This window comes from Pseudomonas oryzihabitans (assembly GCF_007665395.1).
GTDB lineage: Bacteria > Pseudomonadota > Gammaproteobacteria > Pseudomonadales > Pseudomonadaceae > Chryseomonas > Chryseomonas psychrotolerans_C.
Genome location: NZ_VDND01000011.1, coordinates 101197 through 127440, shown reverse-complemented (window position 1 = coordinate 127440; position 26244 = coordinate 101197). Strand labels below are relative to the sequence as shown.

The 26244-nt window shown below is 67.8% G+C and carries 21 protein-coding genes; 14 read left to right on the top strand and 7 right to left on the bottom strand.

Going from position 1 to position 26244, the window contains the following annotated elements:
• Positions 1–112 precede the first annotated feature (112 nt).
• Entirely contained in the window at positions 113–4012 is a 3900-nt protein-coding gene (gene purL / locus FSV73_RS20360; RefSeq protein ID WP_145010580.1) for a phosphoribosylformylglycinamidine synthase, read from the bottom strand.
• A 316-nt stretch (positions 4013–4328) separates the two neighbouring features.
• Between purL and mltF the strand changes: the two genes are divergently transcribed.
• Positions 4329–5813, top strand: coding sequence for a membrane-bound lytic murein transglycosylase MltF (gene mltF, locus FSV73_RS20355; RefSeq protein ID WP_145010577.1), 1485 nt, complete (start codon positions 4329–4331; stop codon positions 5811–5813).
• A gap of 727 nt (positions 5814–6540) precedes the next feature.
• Here the strand turns inward: mltF and tcdA are convergent.
• Complete coding sequence (tcdA, locus tag FSV73_RS20350) at positions 6541–7326, bottom strand: tRNA cyclic N6-threonylcarbamoyladenosine(37) synthase TcdA (protein WP_145010574.1); 786 nt, start codon at positions 7324–7326, stop codon at positions 6541–6543.
• Between the two features lie 84 nt (positions 7327–7410).
• On the opposite strand from tcdA, the gene dapE reads away from it, so the two are divergent.
• The 3 genes from dapE to FSV73_RS20335 are packed head-to-tail and all read left to right on the top strand — an operon-like array spanning position 7411 to position 9751.
• Positions 7411–8553, top strand: a complete 1143-nt coding sequence (dapE, locus tag FSV73_RS20345; protein WP_145010571.1) for a succinyl-diaminopimelate desuccinylase — start codon at positions 7411–7413, stop codon at positions 8551–8553.
• A complete protein-coding gene (locus FSV73_RS20340) occupies positions 8550–9362 on the top strand; it encodes a putative RNA methyltransferase (protein ID WP_145010568.1) in 813 nt (270 codons plus the stop codon). The genes dapE and FSV73_RS20340 overlap by 4 nt, the downstream gene beginning before the upstream one ends.
• Before the next feature lie 5 nt (positions 9363–9367).
• Positions 9368–9751, top strand: coding sequence for a hypothetical protein (locus FSV73_RS20335; RefSeq protein ID WP_145010565.1), 384 nt, complete (start codon positions 9368–9370; stop codon positions 9749–9751).
• 41 nt (positions 9752–9792) lie between these two features.
• On the opposite strand, the gene FSV73_RS20330 is transcribed toward FSV73_RS20335, so the two are convergent.
• A complete protein-coding gene (locus tag FSV73_RS20330) occupies positions 9793–10005 on the bottom strand; it encodes a cold-shock protein (protein WP_145010562.1) in 213 nt (70 codons plus the stop codon).
• Positions 10006–10376: 371 nt separating this feature from the next.
• On the opposite strand from FSV73_RS20330, the gene plsB reads away from it, so the two are divergent.
• The 4 genes from plsB to FSV73_RS20310 all read left to right on the top strand — a co-directional run bounded on the left by plsB (position 10377) and on the right by FSV73_RS20310 (position 15260).
• Complete coding sequence (gene plsB, locus FSV73_RS20325) at positions 10377–12887, top strand: glycerol-3-phosphate 1-O-acyltransferase PlsB (protein WP_145010559.1); 2511 nt, start codon at positions 10377–10379, stop codon at positions 12885–12887.
• Positions 12888–12935: 48 nt separating this feature from the next.
• Positions 12936–13418, top strand: coding sequence for a YbaY family lipoprotein (locus tag FSV73_RS20320; RefSeq protein ID WP_145010556.1), 483 nt, complete (start codon positions 12936–12938; stop codon positions 13416–13418).
• 68 nt (positions 13419–13486) lie between these two features.
• Positions 13487–14212 carry a helix-turn-helix transcriptional regulator gene (locus FSV73_RS20315; protein WP_145010554.1) on the top strand — a complete coding sequence of 242 codons (726 nt, stop codon included), beginning with the start codon at positions 13487–13489 and terminating at the stop codon, positions 14210–14212.
• A 103-nt stretch (positions 14213–14315) separates the two neighbouring features.
• Positions 14316–15260: a DMT family transporter gene (locus FSV73_RS20310; RefSeq protein WP_145010550.1), complete on the top strand. Its 945-nt coding sequence runs from the start codon at positions 14316–14318 to the stop codon at positions 15258–15260.
• A 14-nt stretch (positions 15261–15274) separates the two neighbouring features.
• Here FSV73_RS20310 and ung read toward each other — a convergent pair whose 3' ends face one another.
• From ung to FSV73_RS20290, 4 genes are all read right to left on the bottom strand, one after another.
• The gene (ung, locus tag FSV73_RS20305; RefSeq protein WP_145010755.1) at positions 15275–15970 is read right to left on the bottom strand and encodes a uracil-DNA glycosylase; all 696 of its coding nucleotides are present in this window, start codon (positions 15968–15970) and stop codon (positions 15275–15277) included.
• 64 nt (positions 15971–16034) lie between these two features.
• Entirely contained in the window at positions 16035–16334 is a 300-nt protein-coding gene (locus FSV73_RS20300) for a hypothetical protein (RefSeq protein WP_145010547.1), read from the bottom strand.
• A 95-nt stretch (positions 16335–16429) separates the two neighbouring features.
• A complete protein-coding gene (locus FSV73_RS20295; protein ID WP_186309296.1) occupies positions 16430–16870 on the bottom strand; it encodes an NUDIX hydrolase in 441 nt (146 codons plus the stop codon).
• A 52-nt stretch (positions 16871–16922) separates the two neighbouring features.
• A complete protein-coding gene (locus tag FSV73_RS20290) occupies positions 16923–18044 on the bottom strand; it encodes a glycerophosphodiester phosphodiesterase (RefSeq protein WP_145010544.1) in 1122 nt (373 codons plus the stop codon).
• 143 nt (positions 18045–18187) lie between these two features.
• On the opposite strand from FSV73_RS20290, the gene FSV73_RS20285 reads away from it, so the two are divergent.
• The 6 genes from FSV73_RS20285 to FSV73_RS20260 all read left to right on the top strand — a co-directional run bounded on the left by FSV73_RS20285 (position 18188) and on the right by FSV73_RS20260 (position 26175).
• Entirely contained in the window at positions 18188–18403 is a 216-nt protein-coding gene (locus FSV73_RS20285; RefSeq protein ID WP_145010540.1) for a cysteine-rich CWC family protein, read from the top strand.
• Complete coding sequence (locus FSV73_RS20280) at positions 18403–19107, top strand: 16S rRNA pseudouridine(516) synthase (protein ID WP_145010536.1); 705 nt, start codon at positions 18403–18405, stop codon at positions 19105–19107. Before FSV73_RS20285 ends, FSV73_RS20280 begins: the two co-directional genes overlap by 1 nt.
• Before the next feature lie 60 nt (positions 19108–19167).
• A complete protein-coding gene (locus FSV73_RS20275) occupies positions 19168–20139 on the top strand; it encodes an aldo/keto reductase (RefSeq protein WP_145010533.1) in 972 nt (323 codons plus the stop codon).
• Between the two features lie 69 nt (positions 20140–20208).
• Complete coding sequence (gene rlmF / locus FSV73_RS20270) at positions 20209–21135, top strand: 23S rRNA (adenine(1618)-N(6))-methyltransferase RlmF (protein WP_145010530.1); 927 nt, start codon at positions 20209–20211, stop codon at positions 21133–21135.
• A gap of 496 nt (positions 21136–21631) precedes the next feature.
• Complete coding sequence (gene mqo, locus FSV73_RS20265; RefSeq protein WP_145010527.1) at positions 21632–23269, top strand: malate dehydrogenase (quinone); 1638 nt, start codon at positions 21632–21634, stop codon at positions 23267–23269.
• 266 nt (positions 23270–23535) lie between these two features.
• Entirely contained in the window at positions 23536–26175 is a 2640-nt protein-coding gene (locus FSV73_RS20260) for an MGH1-like glycoside hydrolase domain-containing protein (RefSeq protein ID WP_145010524.1), read from the top strand.
• The last annotated feature ends 69 nt before the right edge of the window (positions 26176–26244 follow it).

Sequence of the window (26244 nt, the reverse complement as noted above, 5' to 3'; positions counted from 1 at the left end):
CAGCCCTCTCCCTAAGGGAGAGGGGGCTAAGAGCGCTGCGGCGGATGCCGGATGGCCCGCCGCTAGCCAACTCTCCCCCGCAGGAGAAGAGAGTTGGCAGGCACCGAAACCCTTAGTCCACCCAGACCCGCGCATTGCGGAACAGGCGCATCCAGCCGCCGTCCTCGCCTTGCCAGTCGGCCGGGATCCAGGAGTTCTGGACCGCGCGGAAGCAGCGCTCGGGGTGCGGCATCATCAAGAGCACACGACCGTCCTGGCTGGACAGCCCGGTGATGCCCAGCGGCGAGCCGTTGGGGTTGGCCGGATAGGTCTCGGTGACCTTGCTGTGACCATCGACGTAGCGCAGCGCCACGGTGCCGGAGACGTCGGCCGCGACCAGCGCCTCCTGGTTCGGGTACTCGGCGAAGCCTTCGCCGTGGGCGATGGCGATGGGCAGCCGCGACCCGGCCATGCCGGCGAGGAACAGCGAGGGCGAATCCTGCACCTGGACCATGGCCACCCGCGCCTCGAACTGCTCGGAGCGGTTGCGCACGAAGCGCGGCCAGAAGTCGCTGCCGGGCACCAGCTCGCGCAGGTTGGCGACCATCTGGCAGCCGTTGCACACGCCCAGGGTGAAGGTGTCGGTGCGCTCGAAGAACTGCTGGAAGCCGTCACGGGCACGGGCGTTGAACAGGATGGACTTGGCCCAGCCACCGCCGGCGCCGAGGACGTCGCCATAGGAGAAGCCGCCACAGGCGACCACGCCCTTGAAGTCCGCCAGGTCGATGCGCCCGGAGAGGATATCGCTCATGTGCACGTCGATGGCCGAGAAACCGGCGCGATCGAAGGCCGCGCCCATCTCCACCTGGCCGTTGACGCCCTGCTCGCGCAGGATGGCGACCTGCGGCCGCACGCCCTTCTTGATGTAGGGGCCGCTGATGTTGTCGTTGGGGTCGTAGGACAGCTTGGCCGACAGGCCCGGGTGATCCTCTTCCAGCAGGGCGTCGAATTCCTGCTGGGCGCAGTCGGCGTTGTCACGCAGGCGCTGGATCTGGAAGCTGGTCTCGCTCCAGAGACGCTGCAGCATCCGCCGCTCGGCGCGATAGAGGTGCTCGTCGTTGAAGTGGATATTGATCTCGTAGCCGTTGACCGGGTTGCCGATCACCGCCACGCAATCTTCCAGGCCGGCGGCGCTGAACTGGGCCAGCACCTCGTGGGTGAAGTCCTGGGGCACCTGGATGACGGCGCCCAGTTCTTCGGCGAACAGGGCACGGGTCAGCTCGTCGCGGTCGGCGGCCAGGGCGTCCAGGCGCAGGGCCAGGCCGCAATGACCGGCGAAGGCCATTTCCACCAGGGTGGTGATGAGGCCGCCGTCGGAACGGTCGTGGTAGGCCAGCAGCAGGCCGTCCTGGTTGAGGCCCTGGATCACGGCGAAGAAGGCCTTGAGGTCTTCGGCCTGGTCGACGTCGGGCGCCTGCTGGCCGAGCTTGCCGTGGGTCTGGGCGAGGATGGAGCCGCCCAGGCGATTCTGGCCACGGCCCAGGTCGATGAGGATCAGGTCGGTCTGGCCCTTGTCCAGGCGCAGCTGGGGGGTCAGGGTGCGGCGGATGTCCTGCACCGGGGCGAAGCCGGTGATCACCAGCGACAGCGGCGCGGTGACGCTCTTGTCTTCGCCGCCGTCCTGCCAGCGGGTCTTCATGGACATGGAGTCCTTGCCCACCGGGATGGTGATGCCCAGCTGCGGACACAGCTCCATGCCCACCGCCTTGACGGTTTCATAGAGGCGCGCGTCTTCGCCCGGGTGGCCGGCGGCGGCCATCCAGTTGGCGGAGAGCTTGATGTCGCCGAGCTTCTCGATGCGCGCGGCGGCCAGGTTGGTGACGGTCTCGCCGATGGCCATGCGGCCGGAAGCGGGGGCGTCGAGCAGGGCCAGCGGGGTGCGCTCGCCCATGGCCATGGCTTCGCCGGTGAAGACGTCGAAGCTGGTGGCGGTGACGGCGCAATCGGCCACCGGCACCTGCCAGGGGCCGACCATCTGGTCACGGGCCACCAGGCCGGTAATGGTGCGGTCGCCGATGGTGATCAGGAAGCTCTTGCTGGCCACGGCCGGATGGCGCAGGACGCGCTCCACCGACTCGGTCAGGTCCAGGCCGGCGCCGTCGAAGGCGTCGCCCAGCTCGGCTTCACGGGTCACGCTGCGGTGCATGCGCGGCGGCTTGCCCAGCAGCACCTCCAGCGGCATGTCCACGGCGTTGTTGCCGAAGTGGCTGTCGGCCACGGTCAGCTGGCGCTCCTCGGTGGCTTCGCCGACCACGGCGAAGGGGCAGCGCTCGCGCTCGCAGATGGCCTTGAAGGTCTCGAAGTTCTCGGCGTCCACGGAGAGCACGTAGCGCTCCTGGGACTCGTTGCACCAGATCTCCAGCGGGCTCATGCCCGGCTCGTCGTTGGGCACGTTGCGCAATTCGAAACGGCCGCCACGACCGGCGTCGTTGACCAGCTCGGGGAAGGCGTTGGACAGGCCGCCCGCACCGACGTCGTGGATGAAGGTGATGGGGTTGTCTTCGCCCAGCTGCCAGCAGCGGTCGATGACCTCCTGGCAGCGGCGCTCCATCTCCGGGTTCTCGCGCTGCACCGAGGCGAAATCCAGGTCGGCGGAGCTGGCGCCGGTGGACATGGACGAGGCCGCGCCACCGCCCAGGCCGATCAGCATGGCCGGACCGCCCAGCACGATGAGCTTGCCGCCCACCGAGATGTCGCCCTTCTGCACGTGGTCGGCGCGGATGTTGCCCAAGCCGCCGGCGAGCATGATCGGCTTGTGGTAGCCGCGCACCTCGGGACCGCGGGGGGTCTCGACCTGCTGCTCGAAGGTACGGAAGTAGCCGGCCAGGGCCGGACGGCCGAATTCGTTGTTGAAGGCGGCGCCGCCTAGCGGGCCTTCGATCATGATGTCCAGCGGGGTGACGATGCGCTCGGGCTTGCCGTAGGGCTGCTCCCAGGGCTGCTCGAAACCGGGGATGTTCAGGTTGGAGACGGTGAAGCCGGTCAGGCCGGCCTTGGGCTTGGAACCGCGACCGGTCGCGCCTTCGTCGCGGATCTCGCCGCCGGAGCCGGTGGAGGCGCCGGGGAAGGGGGCGATGGCGGTCGGGTGGTTGTGGGTCTCCACCTTCATCAGGATGTGCACGGGCTGGCTGTGCGCCCCGTACTCGCGGGACTCGGCGTCGGGGTAGAAGCGCCCGGCGGTGAAGCCCTCCATGACCGCGGCGTTGTCCTTGTAGGCGGACAGCACGCCGGTGCGGTTCATCTCGTAAGTGTTCTTGATCATGCCGAACAGCGACTTCTCCTGGCTTTCGCCGTCGATGTCCCAGCTGGCATTGAAGATCTTGTGCCGGCAGTGCTCGGAGTTGGCCTGGGCGAACATCATCAGCTCGACGTCATGGGGGTTGCGCCCCAGGGCGGTGAAGCTCTTGACCAGGTAGTCGATCTCGTCCTCGGCCAGGGCCAGGCCCAGTGCCAGGTTGGCCTGTTCCAGGGCCGCATGACCGCCACCGAGCACGTCCACCGCGGTGAGCGGCTTGGGCGTGGCATGGCTGAAGATGTCGGCGGCGGCGTCCAGGGTCGGCAGCACGCGCTGGGTCATGCGGTCATGCAGGGCCGCGGCCAGTTGCTCGTGGGCGGCGGCATCCAGCTCGCCGGCGACGTAGTAGGCGACGCCGCGCTCCAGGCGCTCGATCTGCGCCAGGCCACAGTTGTGGGCGATGTCGGTGGCCTTGCTCGACCAGGGCGAGATGGTGCCCAGACGAGGCACGATGAGGAACAGCGCGCCGCTGGGCTGCTGCTGGGGGACGCTGGGGCCGTATTGCAGCAGTCGGCCGAGGATGCCCTCTTCCTCCGCGCTCAGGGTGCCGGCAACTTCGGCGAAATGAACGAACTCGGCATAGAGCCCGGCGACACCGGGAACCAGACGAGTCAGCTGGTCGAGAAGTTTGCCGTGACGGAACGAAGAAAGAGCGGGAGCGCCGCGCAGGATCAGCATCGGGGACAGCCTCGGGGCCAAGTCACTTTGGGGCCGTGCATTCTAGCCTAAAGGCGCGCTCGGGACACCTTCTGGCGACGAGGGTTCATACAGCCTTACCACCACCCTTGTATGTATAAAATGGGCGCTCTGCCACTTCTCGCGTATACTGCGCGCCGAGACGGCCTGCCGCGCCCCATGGACGCGGCTCCCCATTGGGCTCAGGATAGAGCCCTTGGCCGGACCGGTGGCGCGGAGCGTCCCGACGATAACGAGTGCCCGGAGGGGCCGACCGATGAGGCGCGTCAGCAAGGCGCCAGTGCCGTTTTGATGCCGTATGGCCGAGCTAGCCCATTTGAATAAAGCCTTCAAGCGATTCGCCTGGCTTACCCTGCCCTTCCTCGCCTTGCTCATGAGCTGCGGGGAGGCCGACGTGCCTGCGCCGCCCCCGCCGACCGCCCTGGAAAAGGTGCAGCAGGCTGGCGTGCTGCGCGTGGTGACGCGCAACAGCCCGGCGACCTACTTCCAGGACCGCAACGGCGAGACCGGCTTCGAATACGAACTGGTCAAGGGCTTCGCCGAATCCCTCAAGGTGCGCCTGGAAATCAGCACCGCCGACAACCTCGATGACCTCTTCAATCGCCTGACCGCCCCCGACGGCCCGGTGATCGCCGCGGCCGGCCTCACGCCCTCGGCCAATCGCCAGGACCTGAAGTTCTCCCGCAGCTATCTGGACGTGGTGCCCCAGGTCATCTACCGCAACGGCACCGTCCGCCCCGGTACGCCCAAGGACATGGTCGGCAAGCGCATCCTGGTGCTCAAGGGCAGCAGCCAGGCCCAGCAGCTCAAGGCGCTGCAGGCCCAGGTGCCGGGCCTCGCCTTCGACGAGTCCGACCAGGTGGAGGTCAGTGACCTGCTGCGCATGGTCGACGAGGGCCAGATCGACCTGACCCTGGTGGACTCCAACGAACTGGCCATGAACCAGGTCTATTTTCCCAACGTGCGGGTGGCCTTCGACCTGGGTGACAACCAGGGCCAGGCCTGGGCGCTGCAGCCCGGCGCGGACAACAGCCTGCTCGACGCGGTCAACGCCTACCTGGACAAGGTCCGCCGCGACGGCACCCTGCAGCAGCTCAAGGAACGCTACTACGGGCATGTCGACGTGCTCGGCTACGTCGGTGCCTATACCTTCGCCCAGCACCTGCAGGAACGCCTGCCCAAGTACGAGAAGCATTTTCGCAAGGTGGCGCAGAAGCACCAGCTGGACTGGCGCCTGCTCGCCGCCATGGGCTACCAGGAATCGCTGTGGACGGCGGACGCCACCTCCAAGACCGGGGTGCGCGGCCTGATGATGCTGACCAACAACACCGCCCAGGCCATGGGCGTCGCCAACCGGCTGGACCCCGAGCAGAGCATCACCGGCGGCGCCAAGTATTTCGACCAGATCCGCGACGAATTGCCGGACAGCATCAAGGAGCCGGACCGCACCTGGTTCGCCCTGGCCACCTACAACATCGGCATCGCCCACCTGCTCGACGCCCGCCGCCTGGCCGAATCCCAGGGCCTGGACCCGGATCGCTGGCTGGACGTGAAGAAGATGCTGCCGCGCCTGGCGCAGAAACAGTGGTACAGCAAGACCCGCTACGGCTACGCCCGCGGCGGCGAGACGGTGGAATTCGTGCAGAACGTGCGCCGTTACTACGACATCCTCACCTGGACCACCCAACCGCAGATGGAAGGCCAGCAACTGGCCAAGACCGGCCTCCACGTCCCCGCCATCGCCGACGACCGCCCCGCCCGGGAAACGCCGCAGGATATGTAAAGTGAGGCGTGCCATCGTTCGTCCGATGCGCTAGTACCGCCCCTTTCCTTTAGGGAGCGCTGGGGTGAGGGTCGCCGCGCTCGAAACCCCGTAGCGTGGAAAACCGCACCAGCGTTTTCCACTGGCACTCCGACACCCTCCCGCGTGGACAAGGCTGCACCGTTGTCCACCCTACGACATCTCCCGGCCATCACCAACGACCGCACAGCGCGAGAACCGCCGCGTGATATGTAGGGGCTGCGCTACCCCCTCTCCCTCCGGGAGTGGGCTGGGGTGAGGGACGCCGCGCTCGAAACCCCGTAGCGTGGAAAACCGCACCAGCGTTTTCCACTGGCACTCCGACACCCTCCCGCGTGGACAAGGCTACGCCGTTGTCCACCCTACGCCTTGCATTTCCCGCCATCGCCAACGACCGCTCAGATCGGCAAACGCCTCAAGATAGGTAGGGACTGCTACCCCCTCTCCCTCCGGGATAGGGCTGGGGTGAGGGCCGTCGCGCTCGAAATCTCGTAGCGTGGAAAACCGCACCAGCGTTTTCCACTGGCACCCCGGTACCCTATGGCCTCCCGGGCCCTCCCGCGTGGACAAGGCTGCGCCGTTGTCCACCCTACGCACGTCAGGACGTAGGTTGGGTTGAGACGGCTTCATCGTCGAAGCCCAACATGGAAGGCTCGATCGGGGCACCGTTGGGCTTCGCTGCGCTCAACCCAAGCTACGGTGGTTGGTGCTAGCCCTTCGGCTTCTGGATCAGCTTGTCCACCGCCCGCGCCGCGGCGACCATGCCGAAGGTGGCGGTGACCATCATCACCGCGCCGAAGCCACCGGCGCAGTCCAGGCGGACGCCTTCGCCGACGAAGCTCTTCTGCTGGCAGACGCTGCCATCCGGCTTGGGATAGCGCAGCTGTTCGGTGGAGAAGACGCAGGGCACGCTGTAGTGGCGACTGGGATTGCGCGAGAAGCCGTAGTCGCGGCGCAGCAGCGAACGCACCCGCGAGGCCAGAGGATCGTTATAAGTGCGGTTGAGATCCACCACCTGGATCTGGGTGGGGTCGATCTGGCCGCCGGCGCCACCGGTGGTGACGATGGCGATCTTGCGTCTCTTGCACCAGGCGATCAGCGCCGCCTTGGAGGCCACGCTGTCGATGCAGTCCAGCACCAGGTCGAGGTCTTCGCTGATGTAGTCGGCCATGGTCTCGCGGGTAACGAAGTCCGCCACCGCCCTGACCGCGCAGGCCGGGTTGATGGCCTGGATGCGCTCGGCCATCACCGTCACCTTGGGCCGGCCCACCTGGCCTTCCAGGGCATGTACCTGGCGATTGGTGTTGCTGACGCAGACGTCGTCCAGATCGAACAGGCTGATGCGGCCGACACCGCTGCGGGCCAGGGCCTCGGCGGCCCAGGAGCCCACCCCGCCGATGCCGACCACGGCGACGTGGCTGGCGGCCAGGCGCTCGACCGCCTCCTGCCCATAGAGCCGGGCGATCCCGCCGAAGCGTTGTTCATCGAACGTCATGAAGGCTTTCCGCAAAAGCCACAGTATAGGTTTTCCTTTACCATACCGCTCCCCCTGAACCCTAGCCGCCTCCCGGGACCCGCCATGACCACCGCCCTCACCCCCACCCTGGAACTCGCCTGCGACCTGATCGGCCGAGCCTCGGTCACGCCGCTGGACGAAGGCTGCCAGGCGCTGATGATGCAGCGCCTGGAGCGCCTGGGCTTCGCCCTCGAACCCCTGCGCATCGAAGAGGTGGACAACTTCTGGGCGCGCCGTGGTGGCGAGGGTCCGGTGCTGTGCTTCGCCGGTCACACCGACGTGGTGCCCACCGGCCCCCTGGAGGCCTGGCAGCAGGCGCCCTTCAACGCCCACGTGGATGCCGACGGCATGCTGCGCGGCCGTGGCGCCGCCGACATGAAGGGCAGCCTGGCGAGCATGATCATCGCCGTAGAGCGCTTCGTCGCCGATCATCCGGACCATCGCGGTGCCATCGCCTTCCTCATCACCAGCGACGAGGAAGGCCCCGCCCTGCACGGCACCCGCGCCGTGGTCGAGCGCCTGCGTGAACGCGGCGAACGCCTGGACTGGTGCATCGTCGGCGAACCCTCCAGCACCCGGCTGCTGGGCGACGTGGTCAAGAATGGTCGTCGCGGCTCGCTCAACGGTCGCCTGACCGTGCGCGGCAAGCAGGGCCACGTGGCCTATCCGCACCTGGCGCGCAATCCCATTCACCTAGCCGCCCAGGCCCTGGCCGATCTGGCCGCCGAGCAGTGGGATGAGGGCAATGCCTTCTTCCCGCCCACCAGCTTCCAGATCTCCAACCTGAATTCCGGCACCGGCGCTGGCAACGTGGTGCCGGGCGAGCTGCAGGCGCTGTTCAATTTCCGCTTCTCCACCGAATCCACCGTGGAAGGCCTGCAGGCCCGGGTCGAGGCCCTCCTCGACCGTCATGGCCTGGACTGGCACATCGACTGGTCGCTGTCCGGCCTGCCCTTCCTCACCGAGCCGGGCGACCTGCTCGACGCCGTTTCCGCCAGCGTGGAAGCCGTCACCGGTTACCGCCCCGAAGCCTCCACCAGCGGCGGCACCTCGGACGGCCGCTTCATCGCCACCCTGGGCGCCCAGGTGGTGGAACTGGGGCCGGTCAACGCCACCATCCACCAGGTGGACGAGCACGTGCTGGCCAGCGACCTGGACCTCCTGACCGAGGTCTACTACGGCACCCTGGTACGGTTGCTGGCATGAAACTGACCTGTCCGCTCTGCCAGGCCCCGCTGGCCGCCCTCGACGGTGGCGTCGGTTGCCCCGCCGGCCATAGGTTCGACCGTGCCCGCCAGGGCTACCTGAATCTGCTGCCGGTGCAGCACAAGAAGAGTCTGGACCCGGGCGACAACGCCGCCATGGTCGAGGCCCGCCGACGCTTTCTCGATGGCGGTCACTACGCCCCCCTGGCCGAGCGCCTGGCGCAGCTGGCCGCCGAGCGCGCGCCCCAGCGCTGGATCGACGTGGGCTGCGGCGAAGGCTTCTACACCGCGCGGCTGGCCCAGGCCCTGCCCGCGGCCGAGAGCTACGCCCTGGACATCTCCCGCGAGGCGGTGCGCCGCGCCTGCCGGCGTACCCCGGCGCTGACCTGGCTGGTGGCGAGCATGGCGCGCCTGCCGCTGCCGGACGCCAGTTGCCAGCTGCTGGCCAGCGTCTTCAGCCCCATCGACTGGAGCGAAGCCCAGCGCGTGCTGGCAACCGGCGGCGGCATCCTGCGCCTGGGTCCGGCCAGCGCCCACCTGCTGGAGTTGCGCCAACGACTCTACGACGAGGTGCGCGACTACGCCGAAGACAAGCACCTGCAGGATCTGCCACCGGGGCTGGAACTGGCCCACAGCGAGGGGCTCGAATTCGTGCTGCCGCTTACCGAGCGCCAGACCCGCGAAGACCTGCTGGCCATGACGCCCCACGGCTGGCGGGTCAATGCCGAGCGCCGTGAGCGGGTCCTCGCCGAGCCCTTCGAGGTGCGGGTGGCAGTACGTTACGATTGGATCGTCAAATCCGGAGCCTAAGCCCCATGCGCCAGCCCGATATCGAAATCTACCTCAAGGACGTCGACCAGGACGCCGTTTCGGCCTGGCTCGAGCAGGTGTTCGCCATGCCCTGCGCCTGGGAGGCCCGCGGGCAGACCTTCAAGTGCATCCTGCGCTATGGCGGCGAGCCCATCCCGGTCACCTGGCTGCCGAAGGCGGTGGGCAAGTGGCACAGCCTGCTGCTGGAAAGCGATGTATCGCCCTGGGTGGACGACCTCGCCTGCGCGCGCGATGCCTATGCGGCTCTGCAGGTGCAGGTGCGCTGCGCGCCGAGTGGCTGGAGCGAGGAAGAGGAGGAGGATGCCGCGGATCGCTGGCTGAAGGTGACGGACGCGGGCGTCGAGGAAATCGTCTGGCGGACCGAGTGAGGCGGGATCGCGAGGAGCCCTGAGCTCCTCGCGCAGTGGGCTCAGACCCGGGCGACGTCTTCGGCCTGCAGGCCCTTCTGGCCCTCGATCACCGAGAACTCCACCTGCTGGCCTTCGACCAGGGAGCGGTGACCTTCGCCGCGAATGGCGCGGTAGTGAACGAACACGTCGGCGCCGCCTTCGCGTTGAATGAATCCATAGCCCTTGGCGTCATTGAACCACTTGACGGTCCCGGTTTCGCGTTGCTCACCCATCACATCTCTCCGAAGCTTTCTGGATTTCCTATCCCCGACCATCGCCCGCTGGGCGATCGGGTTGCCTTGTTATATCGGTGCAGAGCCTTCGCCGGACCGGCCACCGGGTTGGCGGCCCTGGTCCGGGCATCGGCAGGACGCTGCCGACGGCTTATGAAGCATGGCTTTTTTGGCAAAAGCAACGTTCTTTACGCAAAGTGCCATCACCGCTGAAAGCCGCGCCAGTGCCGGCTTTTCGACGATTTAAGCGGCATTTTTTCGACAGTGGGGACAAGCAGGCGACTGCCGGGTCGAAGTCTGGACAACAGGGGCGGTTTTACGCCCGCCAGGCCATCCGGCACACTGCCGCCTCGTCAATCCGGTAGCCCTCCATGACACGTTCGCCGCTGCGCCTGCTGGCCTTCTCGCTGCTCAAGCGCCTGCTCTATCTCTGGGTCCGCTCGGAGACCACCCAGGCGGCCAGCCTGCTCAGCCGCATCGATCCCACCAAGCCGGTGCTCTATGTGCTGCCCGAGGCCTCGCTGAGCGACCTGGCGGTACTCGACCGCGAATGCCGCAAGGCCGGGCTGCCGCGCCCCCTGCGCCCGCTGGTGCTGGGCAGCAGGACCGAACCCCTGGCCTACTTCAACGCCATCGGCAAGGCGGACTGGCGCGGCCGCCCGGCACGCCGGTCGGTGCCGCCGACCCTGCGGCGGGTGGTGACGGCGCTGACCGAGCAGGGGTTGAGCGACGTCCAGCTGGTGCCGGTCAGCGTCTTCTGGGGCCAGTCCCCGGATCGCGAGACCAGCCCCTGGAAGCTGCTCTGGGCGGACAACTGGGTGGTGACCGGGCGCCTGCGCAAGCTGGCGCGCATCCTGGTGCTGGGCCGGCTGACCCGGGTGCAATTCTCCAAGCCGCTGTCGCTGGGTGCTCTGGCCGTGCAACGCCCGGACCCGCAACGCCTGGAGCGCCTGGTGATGCGCCAGTTGCGCATCCACTTCCGCAACGTACGCCAGGCGGTGATCGGCCCCGACCTGTCGCACCGGCGCACCCTGCTGCGCGGGCTGCTGCGGGCGCCCCAGGTCAAGGCGACCATCGCCCGGGAGATCGCCCAGCGCAAGGCCACGCCGGGGCGCATCGAGGACGAGGCGGCGCACTATGCCCGGGAGATCGCCTCGGACTTCTCCTATCCGGTGGTGCGCTGCCTGGACGTCGGCCTGCGCTGGTTCTGGAACAGCATCTACGACGGCGTCACGGTCAGCCACATCGAGCGGATCCAGGAGATGGCACCGGGGCACACCGTGGTCTACGTCCCCTGCCACCGCAGCCATATCGACTACCTGCTGCTCTCCTACCTGCTGTTCCAGAACGGCCTGACGCCGCCGCACATCGCCGCCGGCATCAACCTGGACATGCCGGTGGTGGGCAACATCCTCAGACGCGGCGGCGCCTTCTTCATGAGGCGCAGCTTCAAGGGCAACGCCCTCTATGCCGCGGTGTTCAACGAATACCTGCACAGCCTGTTCAGCCGCGGCTTCTCCACCGAGTACTTCGTCGAGGGTGGCCGCTCGCGCACCGGCCGCACCCTGCAGCCGCGCACCGGCATGCTGGCCATGACCCTGCGCAGCTTCCTGCGCGACTCCCGCCGTCCCATCGTCTTCGTGCCGGTGTACATCGGCTACGAAAAGGTCTTCGAGGGTCGTACCTACCTTGGAGAACTGCGCGGCGCGGCCAAGAAGAAGGAATCCATCTTCGACCTGGTCAAGGTGTTCGGTGCCCTGCGCCAGCGCTTCGGCCGGGTCTGGGTCAACTTCGGCGAACCCATCCCGCTGCAGGGCTTTCTCGATGCCCGCCGCCCGGGCTGGCGCGACGAACCCCTCGACGAGGATTTCAAACCGGCCTGGTTCAATCCGGTCACCCATGAACTGGGCGAACGGGTAGTCCGCCGCATCAACGCCGCCGCGGCGGTCACCCCGGTCAACCTGGTAGCCCTGGCGTTGCTCTCGACCCATCGCCAGGCCCTCGACGAAGGCGCCCTGGTACGGGCCATCGATCTCTACCTGGACCTGCTGCGACGGGTGCCCTACTCCACCAGCGTCACCCTGCCCGAGGGGGATGGCCAGAGCATCATCGAGGAGGTGCGCGCCCTGGGATTCCTCGCCGAGCAGCAGGACGCCCTGGGACGCATCCTCTACCTGGACGAGCAGAATGCGGTGCTGATGACCTACTACCGCAACAACGTCCTGCATCTCTTCGCCATCCCGGCACTGATCGCCAGCTTCTTCCAGAACACCGGGCGGATGACCCGCGAGCTGATCCACCGTTTCGCCCTGGCGCTCTATCCCTACCTGCAGGCCGAGCTGTTCATCCACTGGGAGCGCGAGGAGCTGCCGCTGGTGCTGGATGGCTGGCTGGACGCCATGGTGGAGCGCGGCCTGCTACGGATCGAGGACGACGTCTTCGTACGGGCGGCCCCCAGTTCGCGGCAGTTCGTGCGCCTGACCCTACTGGCGCGCGCCATCCTGCAGACCCTGCAGCGCTACTACATGACCACCGCGCTGATCCTCAACCACGGCCAGAACAGCCTCACCGCGCCGCAGCTGGAAGAGCTCTGCACGGTGATGGCCCAGCGGCTGTCGGTGCTGCACGGCCTCAATGCCCCGGAATTCTTCGACAAGTCGCTGTTCCGCCACTTCATCCAGACGCTGCTGGCCGAGGGCGTGCTGCGCAAGGCCGACGACGGCACCCTGGGCCATCATGAATTGCTCGGCGAACTGGCCGAGGGCGCGGGCAAGCGGGTGCTACCCGCCGAGATTCGCCTGTCGATCCGCCAGGTGGCCCTGGATCGACCCGACGCCCCCGACCTGCCGGACCCGGAATCACCCGCCGTGATCGGCAACTAAGAGTGCCTGCGCAGGTCACAGCAGTCGATTTCAACCTAGGATCCACCCATGAAGAGAATCGCCACCCTGCTCGCCACCTCGCTGCTGCTCAGCGCCTGTAGCGGGCTGAGACCCGGCCCCGCGACGCCGCCGCCTCCGGCAGGCCAGCCACTGCCGCCGACCGAGCAGCCGCAGACCACGACGCCAGGCGTGCCGGCCCAGCCGAGCATGACCAGCCTCAGCGGCCAGGCCACCTTCACCGCCAACGAGCCGGTGCCGCCCACCGCCAAGCTCACCGTCAGCCTCTACAGTGCCAGCGCCGGCGATACCCCGGCTGGTCGCCTCGCCCAGCGCACCCTGTTCGTCAAGCAGCCCGGCCAGGTGCCCTTCCGTCTCGACTACGCGCCCTCTCGGGTCAAGAGCGGCGAGCGCTACCTGCTCAGCGGCCGCATCCTCCTCGGTGGTCGCCCGCTGTACCTGACCCAGGACCCGGTGGCGGTCGACCTGGGCAGCGGTGGCGAGGTCGAGTTGCCGCTGCAGCCGGTACGCTAGGGCGCGAAGACGCCTGGGCCGCGTGCTAGGATCGCGGCCAGCGACGTTACCCAGCACCGAGGTGCGCCTTGACTCCACGCCTCGCCATCAAGAGCTACCAGGGCGAACACCAGCCCCACGCCCATGCGTTCGCCCAGTTGGTGCTGCCCATCCAGGGCGGCATGGAGCTGGAGGTCGAAGGCGGCCGCGGTGCGCGCCTGCATACCGGCCTGGCTGCCCTGGTGGCACCCGGGTGCGCCCATGCCCAGCAGTCGGCGCCGGACAGCCGCTTCCTGGTGATCGACTGCGCCAGCGACTGGTTGCCCGCCCCTATTCTGGATAGCGCACGGCAGCGGCCCTGCCTGACCATCCCACCGGCGGCGCGGCAGTTGGTCGCCTTCGCCGAATTGACCCCGGCAGCCGCCCTCGCCCTGCATGCCAGCGACCTGACCCGCCTGCTGCTGGCCGCCCTCGCCGCACCGACCGCGGCCTCGGCCTTCGACCGCCTGCTGGCGCAGGTGACCGCCCAACCCGCCGGCGACTGGCGCAACCCGGTCATGGCACGCCTGGCGGGGGTCGGCCTGAGCCGCCTGCACCTGCTGTTCCAGCAGCGCTTCGCCCAGACGCCCCAGGCCTGGCTGACCGACCTGCGGTTGCAGCAGGCCCAGCGCTGGCTGGGCGACAGTCGCCTGCCCATCGCCGAGATCGCCCTGCGCGTCGGCTTTTCCGACCAGGCCGCGCTGACCCGCGCCATGACCCGCCGCCTGGGCATCAGCCCGGCCGCCTGGCGGCGCGGCCAGCGACTGCCCGGGTAACGCCGTTCGGCTAAGCAGTCAGGGTAAAAATCCCCGCAGTCTCGCGCAAGACCGCTCCACGTCGTCGCCGCCACACTGATGGCGAATCGGTGGAGACGGCGCGATGCAGGAACGAGCACTATCGGCAGTGGGTATCGGCTACGGGCTGGCGGCAGGCCTGTGCTGGGGCGTGATCTTCCTGGCCCCGGCTCTGGTACCGGACCTCAGCGGCGCCCAGTTCGCCGTGCTGCGCTTCCTCTGCTATGGCCTGGTGTCTTTCGGGTTGCTGCTGCCCTGCTGGCGCCAACTTCGCACGCAACTGACCTGGTCCGACGGCTCGCGCCTGTTCTGGCTCAGCCTGGGCGGTAACCTGTGCTACTACACCCTGGTCGGCGTGGCCGTGAAGCAAGCCGGGATCGCGGCGACCACCCTGATCGTCGGCCTGATTCCCGTGCTGGTGGCCCTGGCCGGGCGACATGACAGGGGCGCCGTGGGTTTCGACCGGCTCTGGCCGTCGCTCGGCTGCGCGCTGCTCGGCGTGGCCTTGATCAGCTACGAGACGCTGACCACCACCGCCGTCGGCGAGCGGCCCGCCCTGGGCCTGCTGTGCGCCTGTGGCGCCCTGCTGGCCTGGAGCTGGTTCGCGGTGGTCAACACGCGCTTGCTGGCCAGGACGCCGATCGGCGTCCACGATTGGGGCCTGCTGCTGGGCGGCATGACCGGTGCCCAGGCCCTGCTGGCCGCCCCCTGGTTGCTGGGCGAGGAGCTGGCGTCGCGGGCACCGGCGGACTGGCTGCAGCCACTGCTGGTGGCCGCGGGCGTGGCGCTGCTGGCCTCGGTCATCGGCGGCGCCTGCTGGAACCAGGCCAGCCGCCGGCTACCCCTGACCCTGAGTGGCCAGGCCATCGTCATCGAGACCCTGGCCTCGCTGACCTATGGCTTTCTCTGGAACGGGCGCTGGCCGACTCGCCTGGAAGCCCTGGCGATCCTCCTGCTTCTGCTCGGAACGAGCTGGTGCCTGCGGTGCCACCGACGGCGGCCGACGACGGCGCCGGCAGGGGCGACCTGAGCAGGAGGCCCCTCCTACGCCAGTGGCGGCAGCGCCCAGTCGATGGGCGAGAGACCGGCGTTGCGCAGGAATTCGTTGGTCCGGCCGAAGTGACCGTTGCCGATGAAGCCGCGGTGGGCCGACAGCGGCGAGGGATGCGCCGACTTGAGGATCAGGTGCTTCTGCGGATCGATGAGGTTCTGCTTGCCCTGGGCATGGCTGCCCCAGAGCAGGAACACCAGGTTCTCGCGCTCGGCGCTGACCACTTCGATGATGCGGTCGGTGAATCGGTGCCAGCCGGCCTTGGCGTGGGACCCGGCATTGGCCTGTTCCACCGTCAGCGAGGTGTTGAGCAGCAGCACGCCCTGCTCCGCCCAGTGCTGCAGATAGCCGTGGTTGGGAATGGGCAGGTTCAGATCGCGCTTGAGTTCCTTGAAGATGTTCTGCAGCGACGGCGGCGCCGGCACCCCGGGTTGTACCGAGAAGCTCAGACCATGGGCCTGGCCCGGACCGTGGTAGGGATCCTGCCCGAGGATGACCACCTTGACCCGATCCAAAGGGGTGGTATTGAGGGCATTGAAGATCAGCGGACCGGGCGGATAGATGACCTTGCCCGCCGCCTTCTCACGTCGCAGGAATTCGCCCAGCTGGCGCATGTAGGGCTGCTCGAATTCGTCGCGCAGCGCGGCTTTCCATTGGGGGTCGAGCTTGATGCGATCGTCGTCCACGATTCGAGGCTTCCTGGTCAAGACAAGGGCAGCACCCTAGAAAAGCCGGCTGCCCCTGTCAAACCCGCTACCACCGCGGACCGTAGCGCGGACCCCAGCCGGGCGGACCATAGCCCGGACGCGGCCCCCAGCCCGGCGGTCCCCAACCGGGACCCGGACCCCAGTGGGGCGGTGGCGGCGGTGCCGGTCGATAGTAGTAGCCATAGCCATAGGGTCGCACGATGACCGCCGGCGGCGGATAGGCCGGCGTGCCGTAGAAGACCGCCGCAGGGGGTGCGGGACGGCTGTAATAGCGCGGGGACGTGTCGTAGACGGTGCAGCCGGTGACGGTCAGGGCACAGAGCGACGCCAAGAGGAAATGGCGCATGGGGAAGATCTCCAGAACGGCCCGGATGGGCCTGGAGAAAGCTTAAGCCGAGTGCCTGTCCCCTGCTCGCTTATCGCACGTTCATTCAGCCGGGATTAAGAGACGCCGGTCGCCGCCTCCCGCGCCTCCAGGTAGTCCCGCAGGCGTTCCTGCAGATGGGGCACGCCCTGGGGATGGGCGAGAAAATCGGCGAGGGTCATCAGCCGCCAGTGCTGGCCTTCGTCGCCGAAGCGGATGGTGGCGATCTCGGCGCCATCGAGCTGGCCGGCGAACAGCCAGCTGGGCAGGTACCCCGGCTGGCGCGGCGGATAGCACCGCCCCCAGGTCAGCCGCGCCTCGTCCAGCACCAGGCCGAATTCCTCCTCCAGCTCGCGCAGGGCGCAGCGAGCGGGCGTCTCCCCGGCTTCGCGACCGCCACCGGGCAGGTCCCAGAGGCCGGGCCAGGGAATGTCCGGCTTGTCGTCCCGCTGATAGACCAGGATCTGGTCGTCACAGAGCAGCGCCAGCTTGGCACCGTTGAAGGCTTCGATGGGCATGACAGGGTTTCCAGTGAGAGGCGGGGAGACCGGCCGGCCTCCCCGCCTGGGCTCAGTAACCGAGCTGCTTGAGCAGCGCACCCGGCGCCTGCTTGGCCGGGCGCTCGTAGAACTTCAGCAACTCGGCGCTGCGGTTGCTGAAGAAACCATCCACGCCGCGCGGCGCCAGGCGGGCGAAGTCCACCGCCGAGTCCACGGTGTAGGCATGCACCAGCAGGCCGCGCTCATGGGCCACGTCGTTCATCCAGGGCTTCACCAGGTCGGCATAGCTCTGGTCGCCGCCCTCCTCCAGGGCGGCCGAGGGGCCGATGCCGATGGCGCCATGGGCCTTGGCCCATTCGAGCCAGGCGGTGAAGTCGCCCTCGGAACGCACCTGTTGCTTGGCATAGTAGGCCGCCTTGCTCGGCTCGCCCGACTCGGCGTAGCTCGGCCCCGCCTTGGCCGGGATGTAGTCGTCACCCAGCCACAGCAGCAGGATCTTCGGCGTATTGGGCATTTCCTTCTGCAGCAGTTCCAGGCTGCCCTTCTCGAAGGTCTGCAGGATCACCCGCCCGGGCATGGCCGCCACGCCGGTGGCGCCGGCCTTGGGTTGGCCGAGCCAGCCGCGCTGGGTCAGCTTGGCCTTGAGGTCACGCTCGATGCCGGGGAACAGCTTGGGCTGCTTGGTCTCGATGTACAGCCCCGGCTTGTTACGCCCGCCTTCGGCGATGTCGATGACCTCGTCGAGGGTGAGGATCTTGAGTCCGGCGAATTTCGGCCGAGCGCGGTCGGGATGGGCCTGGTTGAACCAGCTGCCGGCGTCCAGCGACTTGAGTTCGGCCAGGGTGAACTGGCTGACCGGCGCCTTGGCGCGCTCCGGAAATTTCTTGGCGACGTCCGTGGTGCGCTCCAGGGTATCGTCGTGCAGGGCGATGAGCTGGCCGTCCTTGGTGCGTTGCAGGTCCAGCTCCAGGTAGTCGGCGCCGAGCTCCCGCGCCACCAGGTAGGCTGGGGCGGTGGATTCGGGCGCATCGAAGGAGGCGCCGCGATGGGCGATCACCACCGGCCAGGGAATGCCGGCCTGGTGGGCCAGGGTCTGGCCGATATCGCCTTCGGTGGCCAGCGCCAGCTGGCTGACCAGCAGGGTGCCGGGAATGAGGGTACGGATCAGGGTACGCAGAGCAGTTATTGTCATGGGTTCCTCGGGTGGTCCGACGATCGGAGCTAGGATGCAGCTTGCACCCCGGATGCGACAGTACGCAGACCCCCAGCGTAGCGGACGTTATCCAGGTCGCAATTTCCGGTACTCTGCCGCCCGCTTCGCCCGACGAGATCACCATGGCCGCATCGCCCGCCCCTTTCGATCCCACCCGTTGCCCCCTCTGTGGCCAGCGCAATCAATGCAGCCTGGCCACCGGTGGCGAGATCCAGGATTGCTGGTGCCTACGGACGCCTGTCGACCCTGCCGCCCTGGCGCGCCTGCCGGAAGAAGAGCGCAACCAGCGCTGCCTGTGCCCGGCCTGTGCGGCGGGTACCTCGGCCGAATCCCGCTGATGCGCCTGGACCGCTGGCTGGGTAACAGGCCCGAACTGGGCCGGCAACTGGGCCGGCGCCTGCTCGCCGAGGGCCGGGTGCGGGTCAATGGTGCCATCACCCTGCAGGCCGAACGGGAGGTGTTCGCCTTTGATCGCATCGAGGCCGATGCCCGCCTGCTGCAGGATGGCCCCGGCGGGCGCTACCTGATGCTGCACAAGCCACGCGGCTGCGTGAGCGCCACCGTCGATGCCCGCCATCGCACGGTGCTGGACTGCCTGGCCGCGGCGGAGCGCGCCGACCTGCACCTGGCCGGGCGGCTGGATTTCAACACCACCGGCCTGCTGCTGCTCACCAACGATGGCCAGTGGTCGCGCGGCCTGAGCCATCCGCGCCACAAGCAGACCAAGCGCTATCGGGTCACCACCGCCGAGATCATCCCGCCGCAGCTGGTCACGGCCTTCGCCGAGGGGCTCTACTTCGCCTACGAAGACCTCACCACCCAGCCCGCGCAGCTCGAACTGCTGGACGAACGCCAGGCCTACCTGACCCTGGTCGAGGGTCGCTATCACCAGGTCAAGCGCATGTTCGGCCGCTTCGGCATCGAGGTCGTCGCCCTGCACCGCGACCGTATCGGCGCCCTGCCCCTGGACACGGCGCTGGCCGAGGGCAGCTATCGCTCCCTGACGGCAGACGAGGTGGCGCTGCTACGTCCGGCGGATTGAGGGAACAGGACCTCCGGGGCATCGGTCGGGATGCAGACACGCACCACCCGGAGACCTCTCATGCGTATCGACATCCCCTCCCTCGGTTTCGGCGGCGCGCCCCTGGGCAACATGTTCCGCGAGGTGAGCGACGCCGACGCCCGGGCGACCCTCGAGGCCGCCTGGGACGCTGGCATCCGCCTCTATGACACCTCGCCCCACTACGGCGCCGGCCTCTCCGAGCGCCGCTTCGCCGAGGTGCTGGCCGACCAGCCGCGCGACGACTTCGTGCTCTGCAGCAAGGTCGGTCGGCTGCTGGAGCCCGCCGACCAGCCGGAGAACGCCCCGCCGTTCGTCAACGAGCTGCCCTTCAAGCGGGTGCTCGACTATTCCGCCGACGGGGCCCGCCGCTCCATCGAAGCCAGCCTGGAACGGCTCAGGACCGACCGCCTCGACCTGGTTTGGATCCATGACCTGTCCGAGGACCAGCATGGTCCGGCCTGGCGCGATTATTTCGCCCAGGCCATGCAGGGCGCGGCCAAGGCCCTCACCCAGATGCGCGAAGAAGGCCTGATCATGGGCTGGGGCCTGGGCGTCAACCTGGTGGAGCCCTGCCGCCTGGCGCTGGAACAAAGCGATCCCGACGCCTTCCTGCTGGCCGGGCGCTATTCGCTGCTGGACCATCGCGAAGCCCTGGATACCCTCTTCCCCGAATGCGAACGCCGCGGTGTCGGCATCGTCGTGGGTGGCCCCTTCAACTCCGGGCTGCTGGCGGGCGGCAAGCACTACAACTACGCCGAGGCCGAACCGGCACTGCGGCGCAAGGTGGAGCTGATCGAGGGGGTCTGTCAGGACCACGGGGTGGACATTCGCGCCGCGGCCCTGCAGTTCTGTCTCGCCCACCCCACCGTCGCCGCCACCATCCCCGGCAGCAGCACACCGGAACGCGCCCGGCAGAACGCCGAGTTGCTGCGCGCGCCCATTCCGGCCGCCTTCTGGCGCAACCTGCGCGAGATCGGCGTGCTGCCCGAAGACGCCCCGACGCCCGCGTGAGTCCGCCCTTGTAAGTCCCTCGGGCGGCTGTGCTAGGCTCGCCGCCCCTTTTCCGCCTCGTCCGCCGCCATGACCTCGCCCCGCCGGCCCCTGCCGGGCCGCCCCGCTCCCCTGCATCCGCGCAATCGCCACCAGGGCAGCTACGACTTTCCGGCGCTGATGCGTGCCAGCCCTGCGCTCAGGCCCTACGTGGCGCCGACGCCGCGGGGCAACCTGTCCATCGACTTCACCGATCCCCAGGCGGTCCGGGCGCTCAACCGAGCGCTGCTGGCCTTGCACCACGGTGTACGCGACTGGGACATCCCCGCCGACTTCCTCTGCCCGCCGATTCCCGGGCGGGCGGATTACCTGCACCACCTGGCCGACCTCCTGGCCGAGGGCAATGGCGGCAAGCTTCCACGCGGGGAAGGGGTTCGGGTACTGGACGTGGGCACTGGCGCCAATGGCGTCTATCCGCTGATCGGCTTCAAGGAGTACGGCTGGCACTTCGTGGGCAGCGACATCGCCCCGGCGGCGCTGGACGCCTTTGGCCGCACCCTGGCCGCCAACCCGGATTGCGCCGCGGCCATCGAATTGCGCCGCCAGCCGGAGCCCCAGGCGATCTTCGCCGGCATCCTGCAGCCCGGCGAGCAGTACGCCGCCACCCTGTGCAACCCGCCCTTCCATGCCAGCCCCAGCGACGCCGTGCGGGGTAGCCAGCGCAAGTGGAAGAACCTGGGCAAGATTACCGGCAAGCAGGTGCCCCTGCTCAACTTCGGCGGCCAGGCGGCCGAACTCTGGTGTCCAGGCGGCGAGGCGGCCTTCATCGAGCGGATGATCCGCGAGAGCCGCACCTTCGCGACCCAGGTCGGCTGGTTCACCTGCCTGGTCTCCAAGGCCAGCAACCTGCCCCAGTTGCAGGCGGCGCTGCGCCGTGAACGGGCCACCAAGATCCGCGTCGTGGCCATGGCCCAGGGCCAGAAGCAAAGTCGCTTCCTGGCGTGGCGCTTCGCCTAGCCGACCGCCTCAGGCACTTGCCCAGAGACGTGAACCACGACCCTTCGGCGGCTTTCTGGCCGGTTTCGTCGGTGCTGTGACCTATCCACGAGCCGCCAGGCAAGCCTTGCCCGCTTCGCCTGGGCGGGCATTCGGCGGGACTTTGCGCTGGATCACGGATGATTAGACCAAAGGCTAATAGCCAAAGCCTATGAATTACGGACTAGGCAGCCCGAACCCTTCTCATTAAAATGGCGGCCAACAAAAACGCCACGCGCACGCAGCCGCGCCCGAGACACCTGGTCTCCGGTCAGCCGTTGCCGAGGCCGCGTATTGCGTTTTTGCTCCGACCCCTCCGGTGGTTCACGAGAGAGGGGCGGTGGAGGGACAAGAACCTGCCCTTGCGTGTTTCTGGCTGCATTCTGCCTTGCCCACTGCACATCCACCCATGTGCCATGGTGCCGCACCGCACCGAAACTCGATAAGCAGACACAGCTTCTATCGATTGAGAGACCACATGTTGAAGAAAATGACTGGCGCGCTGCTTGGCTTGGCCATCGCCTCCGCCCTGGGCACCGCACACGCCGAAGACGTCAAGAAGGTCGACGTCCTGCTGATCGGCGGTGGCATCATGAGCTCCACCCTGGGCATCTGGCTGAACGAGCTGGAACCGACCTGGACCATGGAAATGGTCGAGCGCCTGGACAAGGTCGCCGACGAGAGCTCCAACGGCTGGAACAACGCCGGTACCGGCCACTCCGCCCTGGCCGAGCTGAACTACACCCCCGAAGAGAAGGACGGCAAGGTCAGCATCTCCAAGGCCATCGAGATCAACGAGGCCTTCCAGATCTCCCGGCAGTTCTGGTCCTGGCAGGTCAAGAACGGCGTGCTCAAGGATCCGAAGAGCTTCATCAACAGCACCCCGCACATGAGCTTCGTCTGGGGTGACGAGAACATCGCCTTCCTGAAGAAGCGCTACGAAGCGCTGAAGGCCAGCCCGCTGTTCTCCGGCATGCAGTACTCCGAGGATCCTGCGCAGATCAAGCAGTGGGTTCCGCTGATGATGGAAGGCCGCGATCCCAAGCAGAAGATCGCCGCCACCTGGACCCCGCTGGGTACCGACGTCAACTTCGGCGAGATCACCCGCCAGTTCGCCGCCAACCTGCAGTCCAAGCCGAACTTCAAGCTGAACCTGTCCAGCGAAGTCGAGAACATCACCCGCAATGCCGATGGCAGCTGGCGCGTGGAGTACAAGAACCTCAAGGACGGCAAGAAGGTCGAAACCGACGCCAAGTTCGTCTTCATCGGTGCCGGCGGCGGTGCCCTGCACCTGCTGCAGAAGTCGGGCATTCCCGAAGCCAACGATTACGCCGGCTTCCCGGTGGGTGGCTCCTTCCTGGTCACCGACAATCCCGAGATCGCCCAGCAGCACCTGGCCAAGGCCTACGGCAAGGCCTCGGTCGGCGCGCCGCCGATGTCGGTCCCGCACCTGGATACCCGCATGCTCGATGGCAAGCGCGTGATCCTGTTCGGGCCCTTCGCCACCTTCTCCACCAAGTTCCTCAAGCAGGGTTCCTACCTGGACCTGCTGACCAGCACCAACACCCACAACGCCTGGCCGATGGTCCGCGTGGGCGTGGCCGAGTACCCGCTGGTGGAATACCTCGCCGGTCAGCTGATGCTGTCGGATGACGACCGCATGGCCGCCCTGCGCGAATACTTCCCCAACGCCAAGAAGGAAGACTGGCGCCTGTGGCAAGCCGGTCAGCGCGTGCAGATCATCAAGCGCGACGCCGACAAGGGTGGCGTGCTGAAGCTCGGCACCGAGATCGTCGCCGCCAAGGACGGCAGCATCGCCGGCCTGCTGGGCGCCTCCCCGGGCGCCTCCACCGCCGCGCCGATCATGCTGAGCGTGCTGGAGAAGGTGTTCAAGGACAAGGTCGCGACGCCCGAGTGGCAAGCCAAGCTGCACCAGATCGTGCCCAGCTACGGTACCAAGCTGAACAGCGACCCCGAGCGCGTACAGCAGGAGTGGAACTACACCGCCGAGGTGCTGCAACTGGCCACCCCGCCGGTCGCCACCGGTGCCCAGAACGCCAAGCCGACGGTCGCCGCCCCGCGCGCCGACAAGGCCGCCAACGACATGGCGCTCTGATCGGCCGCCGGCCCGCTGTCCGCAGCGGGCCGCCACCTGGCGCCAAAAGCCCCACCCCCTCCCGGGCGTGGGGCTTTTTTTCGCCTGCCTGGCGACCGTTGCCCCCTCTGCCGCGGGCACCCGCCCTGTGACGGAAAACGCAACGGCGTGAATTTTTTCGTCGCGGGCAGGCACTAAAATGGCAAGGATGTGCCAGGCAAGGTCCCTGCGCGGCACCCTGGTGATCTATTCTCGAGCTTTAACCGTTACCTGAATCTGGAGACACGATGACGGCACATCCCGCCCCGGGCATCCTGCATACCCGAGAAGGCCAGCGCCTGGCTGACACCGACGCCGCCGCCTGGCGGCAGTGGGGGCCCTACCTGAGCGAGCGCCAGTGGGCCACGGTCCGTGAAGACTACAGCGCCGACGGCGACGCCTGGCGCTACTTCCCCCACGACCATGCGCGCAGCCGTGCCTACCGCTGGGGCGAGGATGGCCTCGCCGGCTTCTGCGACCAGGCCCAGCACTGGTGCCTGGGTATCGCCCTGTGGAACGAGCGCGACCCCTTCCTCAAGGAGCGCCTGTTCGGCCTGACCAATGCCGAGGGTAACCACGGCGAGGACGTCAAGGAACTCTACTTCTACCTGGACGGCGTGCCGAGCCACGCCTACCAGAAGATGCTCTACAAGTATCCCCACGCCGCCTTCCCCTATGCGCAGCTGACCGAGGAGAACGCCCGGCGTGGCCTGGAGGATCGCGAATACGAGATCCTCGATACCGGCGTCTTCGCCGAGAATCGCTACTTCGACGTCACCGTCGAATACGCCAAGCACACCCCCGACGACATCCTCATGCGGGTGACCGTGGAAAACCGCGGTGCCGAGCGCGCCAGCCTGCGGGTGCTGCCACAGATCTGGTCGCGCAACACCTGGGCCTGGACCGGCACGCCACCGCGCTCCATGCTCAGCCTCGAAGGGGAGCAGGTACGCGCCAGCTACTTCGACCGCCCTGACCTGGTGGTCACGGCCTGGGGCCCGCGTGAAGCCGAGTGGCTGTTCTGCAACAACGAAACCAACCTGCCCCGCCTCACCGGCGAGAGCGCCGAGGGTCCGTTCAAGGACGGCATCAACGACTACGTGGTGCGGGGCGCCCGCGAAGCCATCCGCCGCGATTTCGGCAGCAAGGCCGCGGCGCACTTCGCCGTCGAGCTGGAAGGCGGTGCCAGCACCGTGGTCTACCTGCGCCTGGCGCCCACCAACGCCCCGGCGGTGGACGCCGACGCCCTCTTCGCCGAGCGCATCGCCGAAGCCGATGCCTTCTACGCCGCCCTGCAGGAAAAGATCAGCGATGCAGACGCCCGCCTGGTGCAGCGCCAGGCGCTGGCCGGCCTGCTCTGGTCCAAGCAGCTCTACTACTTCGAGGTCAATCGCTGGCTCGATGGCGATCCGGCACAACCGACGCCCCCCGCCGAGCGCCAGCGCATCCGCAACGGCCACTGGCGGCACCTGCTCAACTTCGACATCGTCTCCATGCCGGACAAGTGGGAGTACCCCTGGTACGCCTCCTGGGACCTGGCCTTCCAGGCAGTGGCCTACGCCCTGATCGACCCCGGCTTCGCCAAGCAGCAGTTGCTGCTGCTGGTGAAGGACAGGTTCATGCATCCCAATGGTCAGTTGCCGGCCTACGAATGGAATTTCGAGGACGCCAACCCACCGGTGCATGCCTGGGCCACCTGGCACGTCTACCTGCAGGAGAAGTCCCTGACCGGCGTCGGCGACCGGGCCTTCCTCGAGCGCGTCTTCCACAAGCTGCTGCTGAACTTCTCCTGGTGGATCAACCGCAAGGACACCGAGGGCCGCAACATCTTCCAGGGCGGCTTCCTCGGCCTGGACAACATCGCCCTCTTCGACCGTTCGGCGCCGCTGCCCGAGGGCTACCACCTGGACCAGGCCGACGGCACCGCCTGGATGGCCGCCTACGCCCTGGACCTGATGCGCATCGCCCTGGAACTGGCCAAGGAAAACCCGGTGTACGTCGACCTGGGGGTGAAGTTCTTCGAGCACTTCCTGCACATCGCCGGGGCCATCAACCACAGCGACGAGCGGGAAGACGGCCTGTGGGACGACCAGGACGAATTCTTCTACGACGTGCTGCACAAGCCGGACGGCAGTGCCGAACCGCTGCGCCTGAGATCCATCGTCGGACTCATCCCGCTGTTCGCGGTACAGGTGCTGGAACAGCGCGAGCACGAGGGCCTGCCCGGCCTGGGTGGTCGCCTGCGCGGTTTCCTGCGGCAACGCCCGGATCTGGCGCGGCTGGTCTCGCGCTGGACCGAGCCCGGCCAGGGCAACAGATTCCTGCTCTCGCTGTTGCGCGGCCATCGCACCAAGCTGCTGCTCAAGCGCATGCTCGATGACGGCGAATTCCTCTCCGCCTACGGCATCCGCTCCCTGTCCAAGGCCCATGCGGACAAGCCCTTCGAGATGCGCCAGGCCGACGGCAACCTGCTCAGCGCCCGCTACCAGCCGGCGGAATCGGACTCCCGCCTCTATGGTGGCAACTCCAACTGGCGCGGGCCGCTGTGGATGCCGATCAACTACATGCTCATCGAGTCGCTGCACGAATTCCACCGCTACTACGCCGACAACTTCTCGGTGGAATACCCCAGCGGCTCCGGCTACCTGGCCAACCTGGAAGAGGTGGCCGACGGCCTCAGCCAGCGCCTGACCCGGCTGTTCCTCAAGGACGCCGACGGCCGCCGCCCGAGCATGGTCGACTACCCCCAGCTGCAGGACGATCCACGCAGCCGCGATCTGGTGCTGTTCCACGAGTACTTCCATGGCGAAAACGGCCGCGGCCTGGGCGCTTCCCACCAGACCGGCTGGAGCGCGCTGGTGGCGCTGCTGCTGCAACCCAGGCGCTGACAGCAATCCCGAGGGACCGGCCGCCAGCCGGCCCCTCGGCCGATTGTGCGAGAGGCCCGGTTTTCCTCC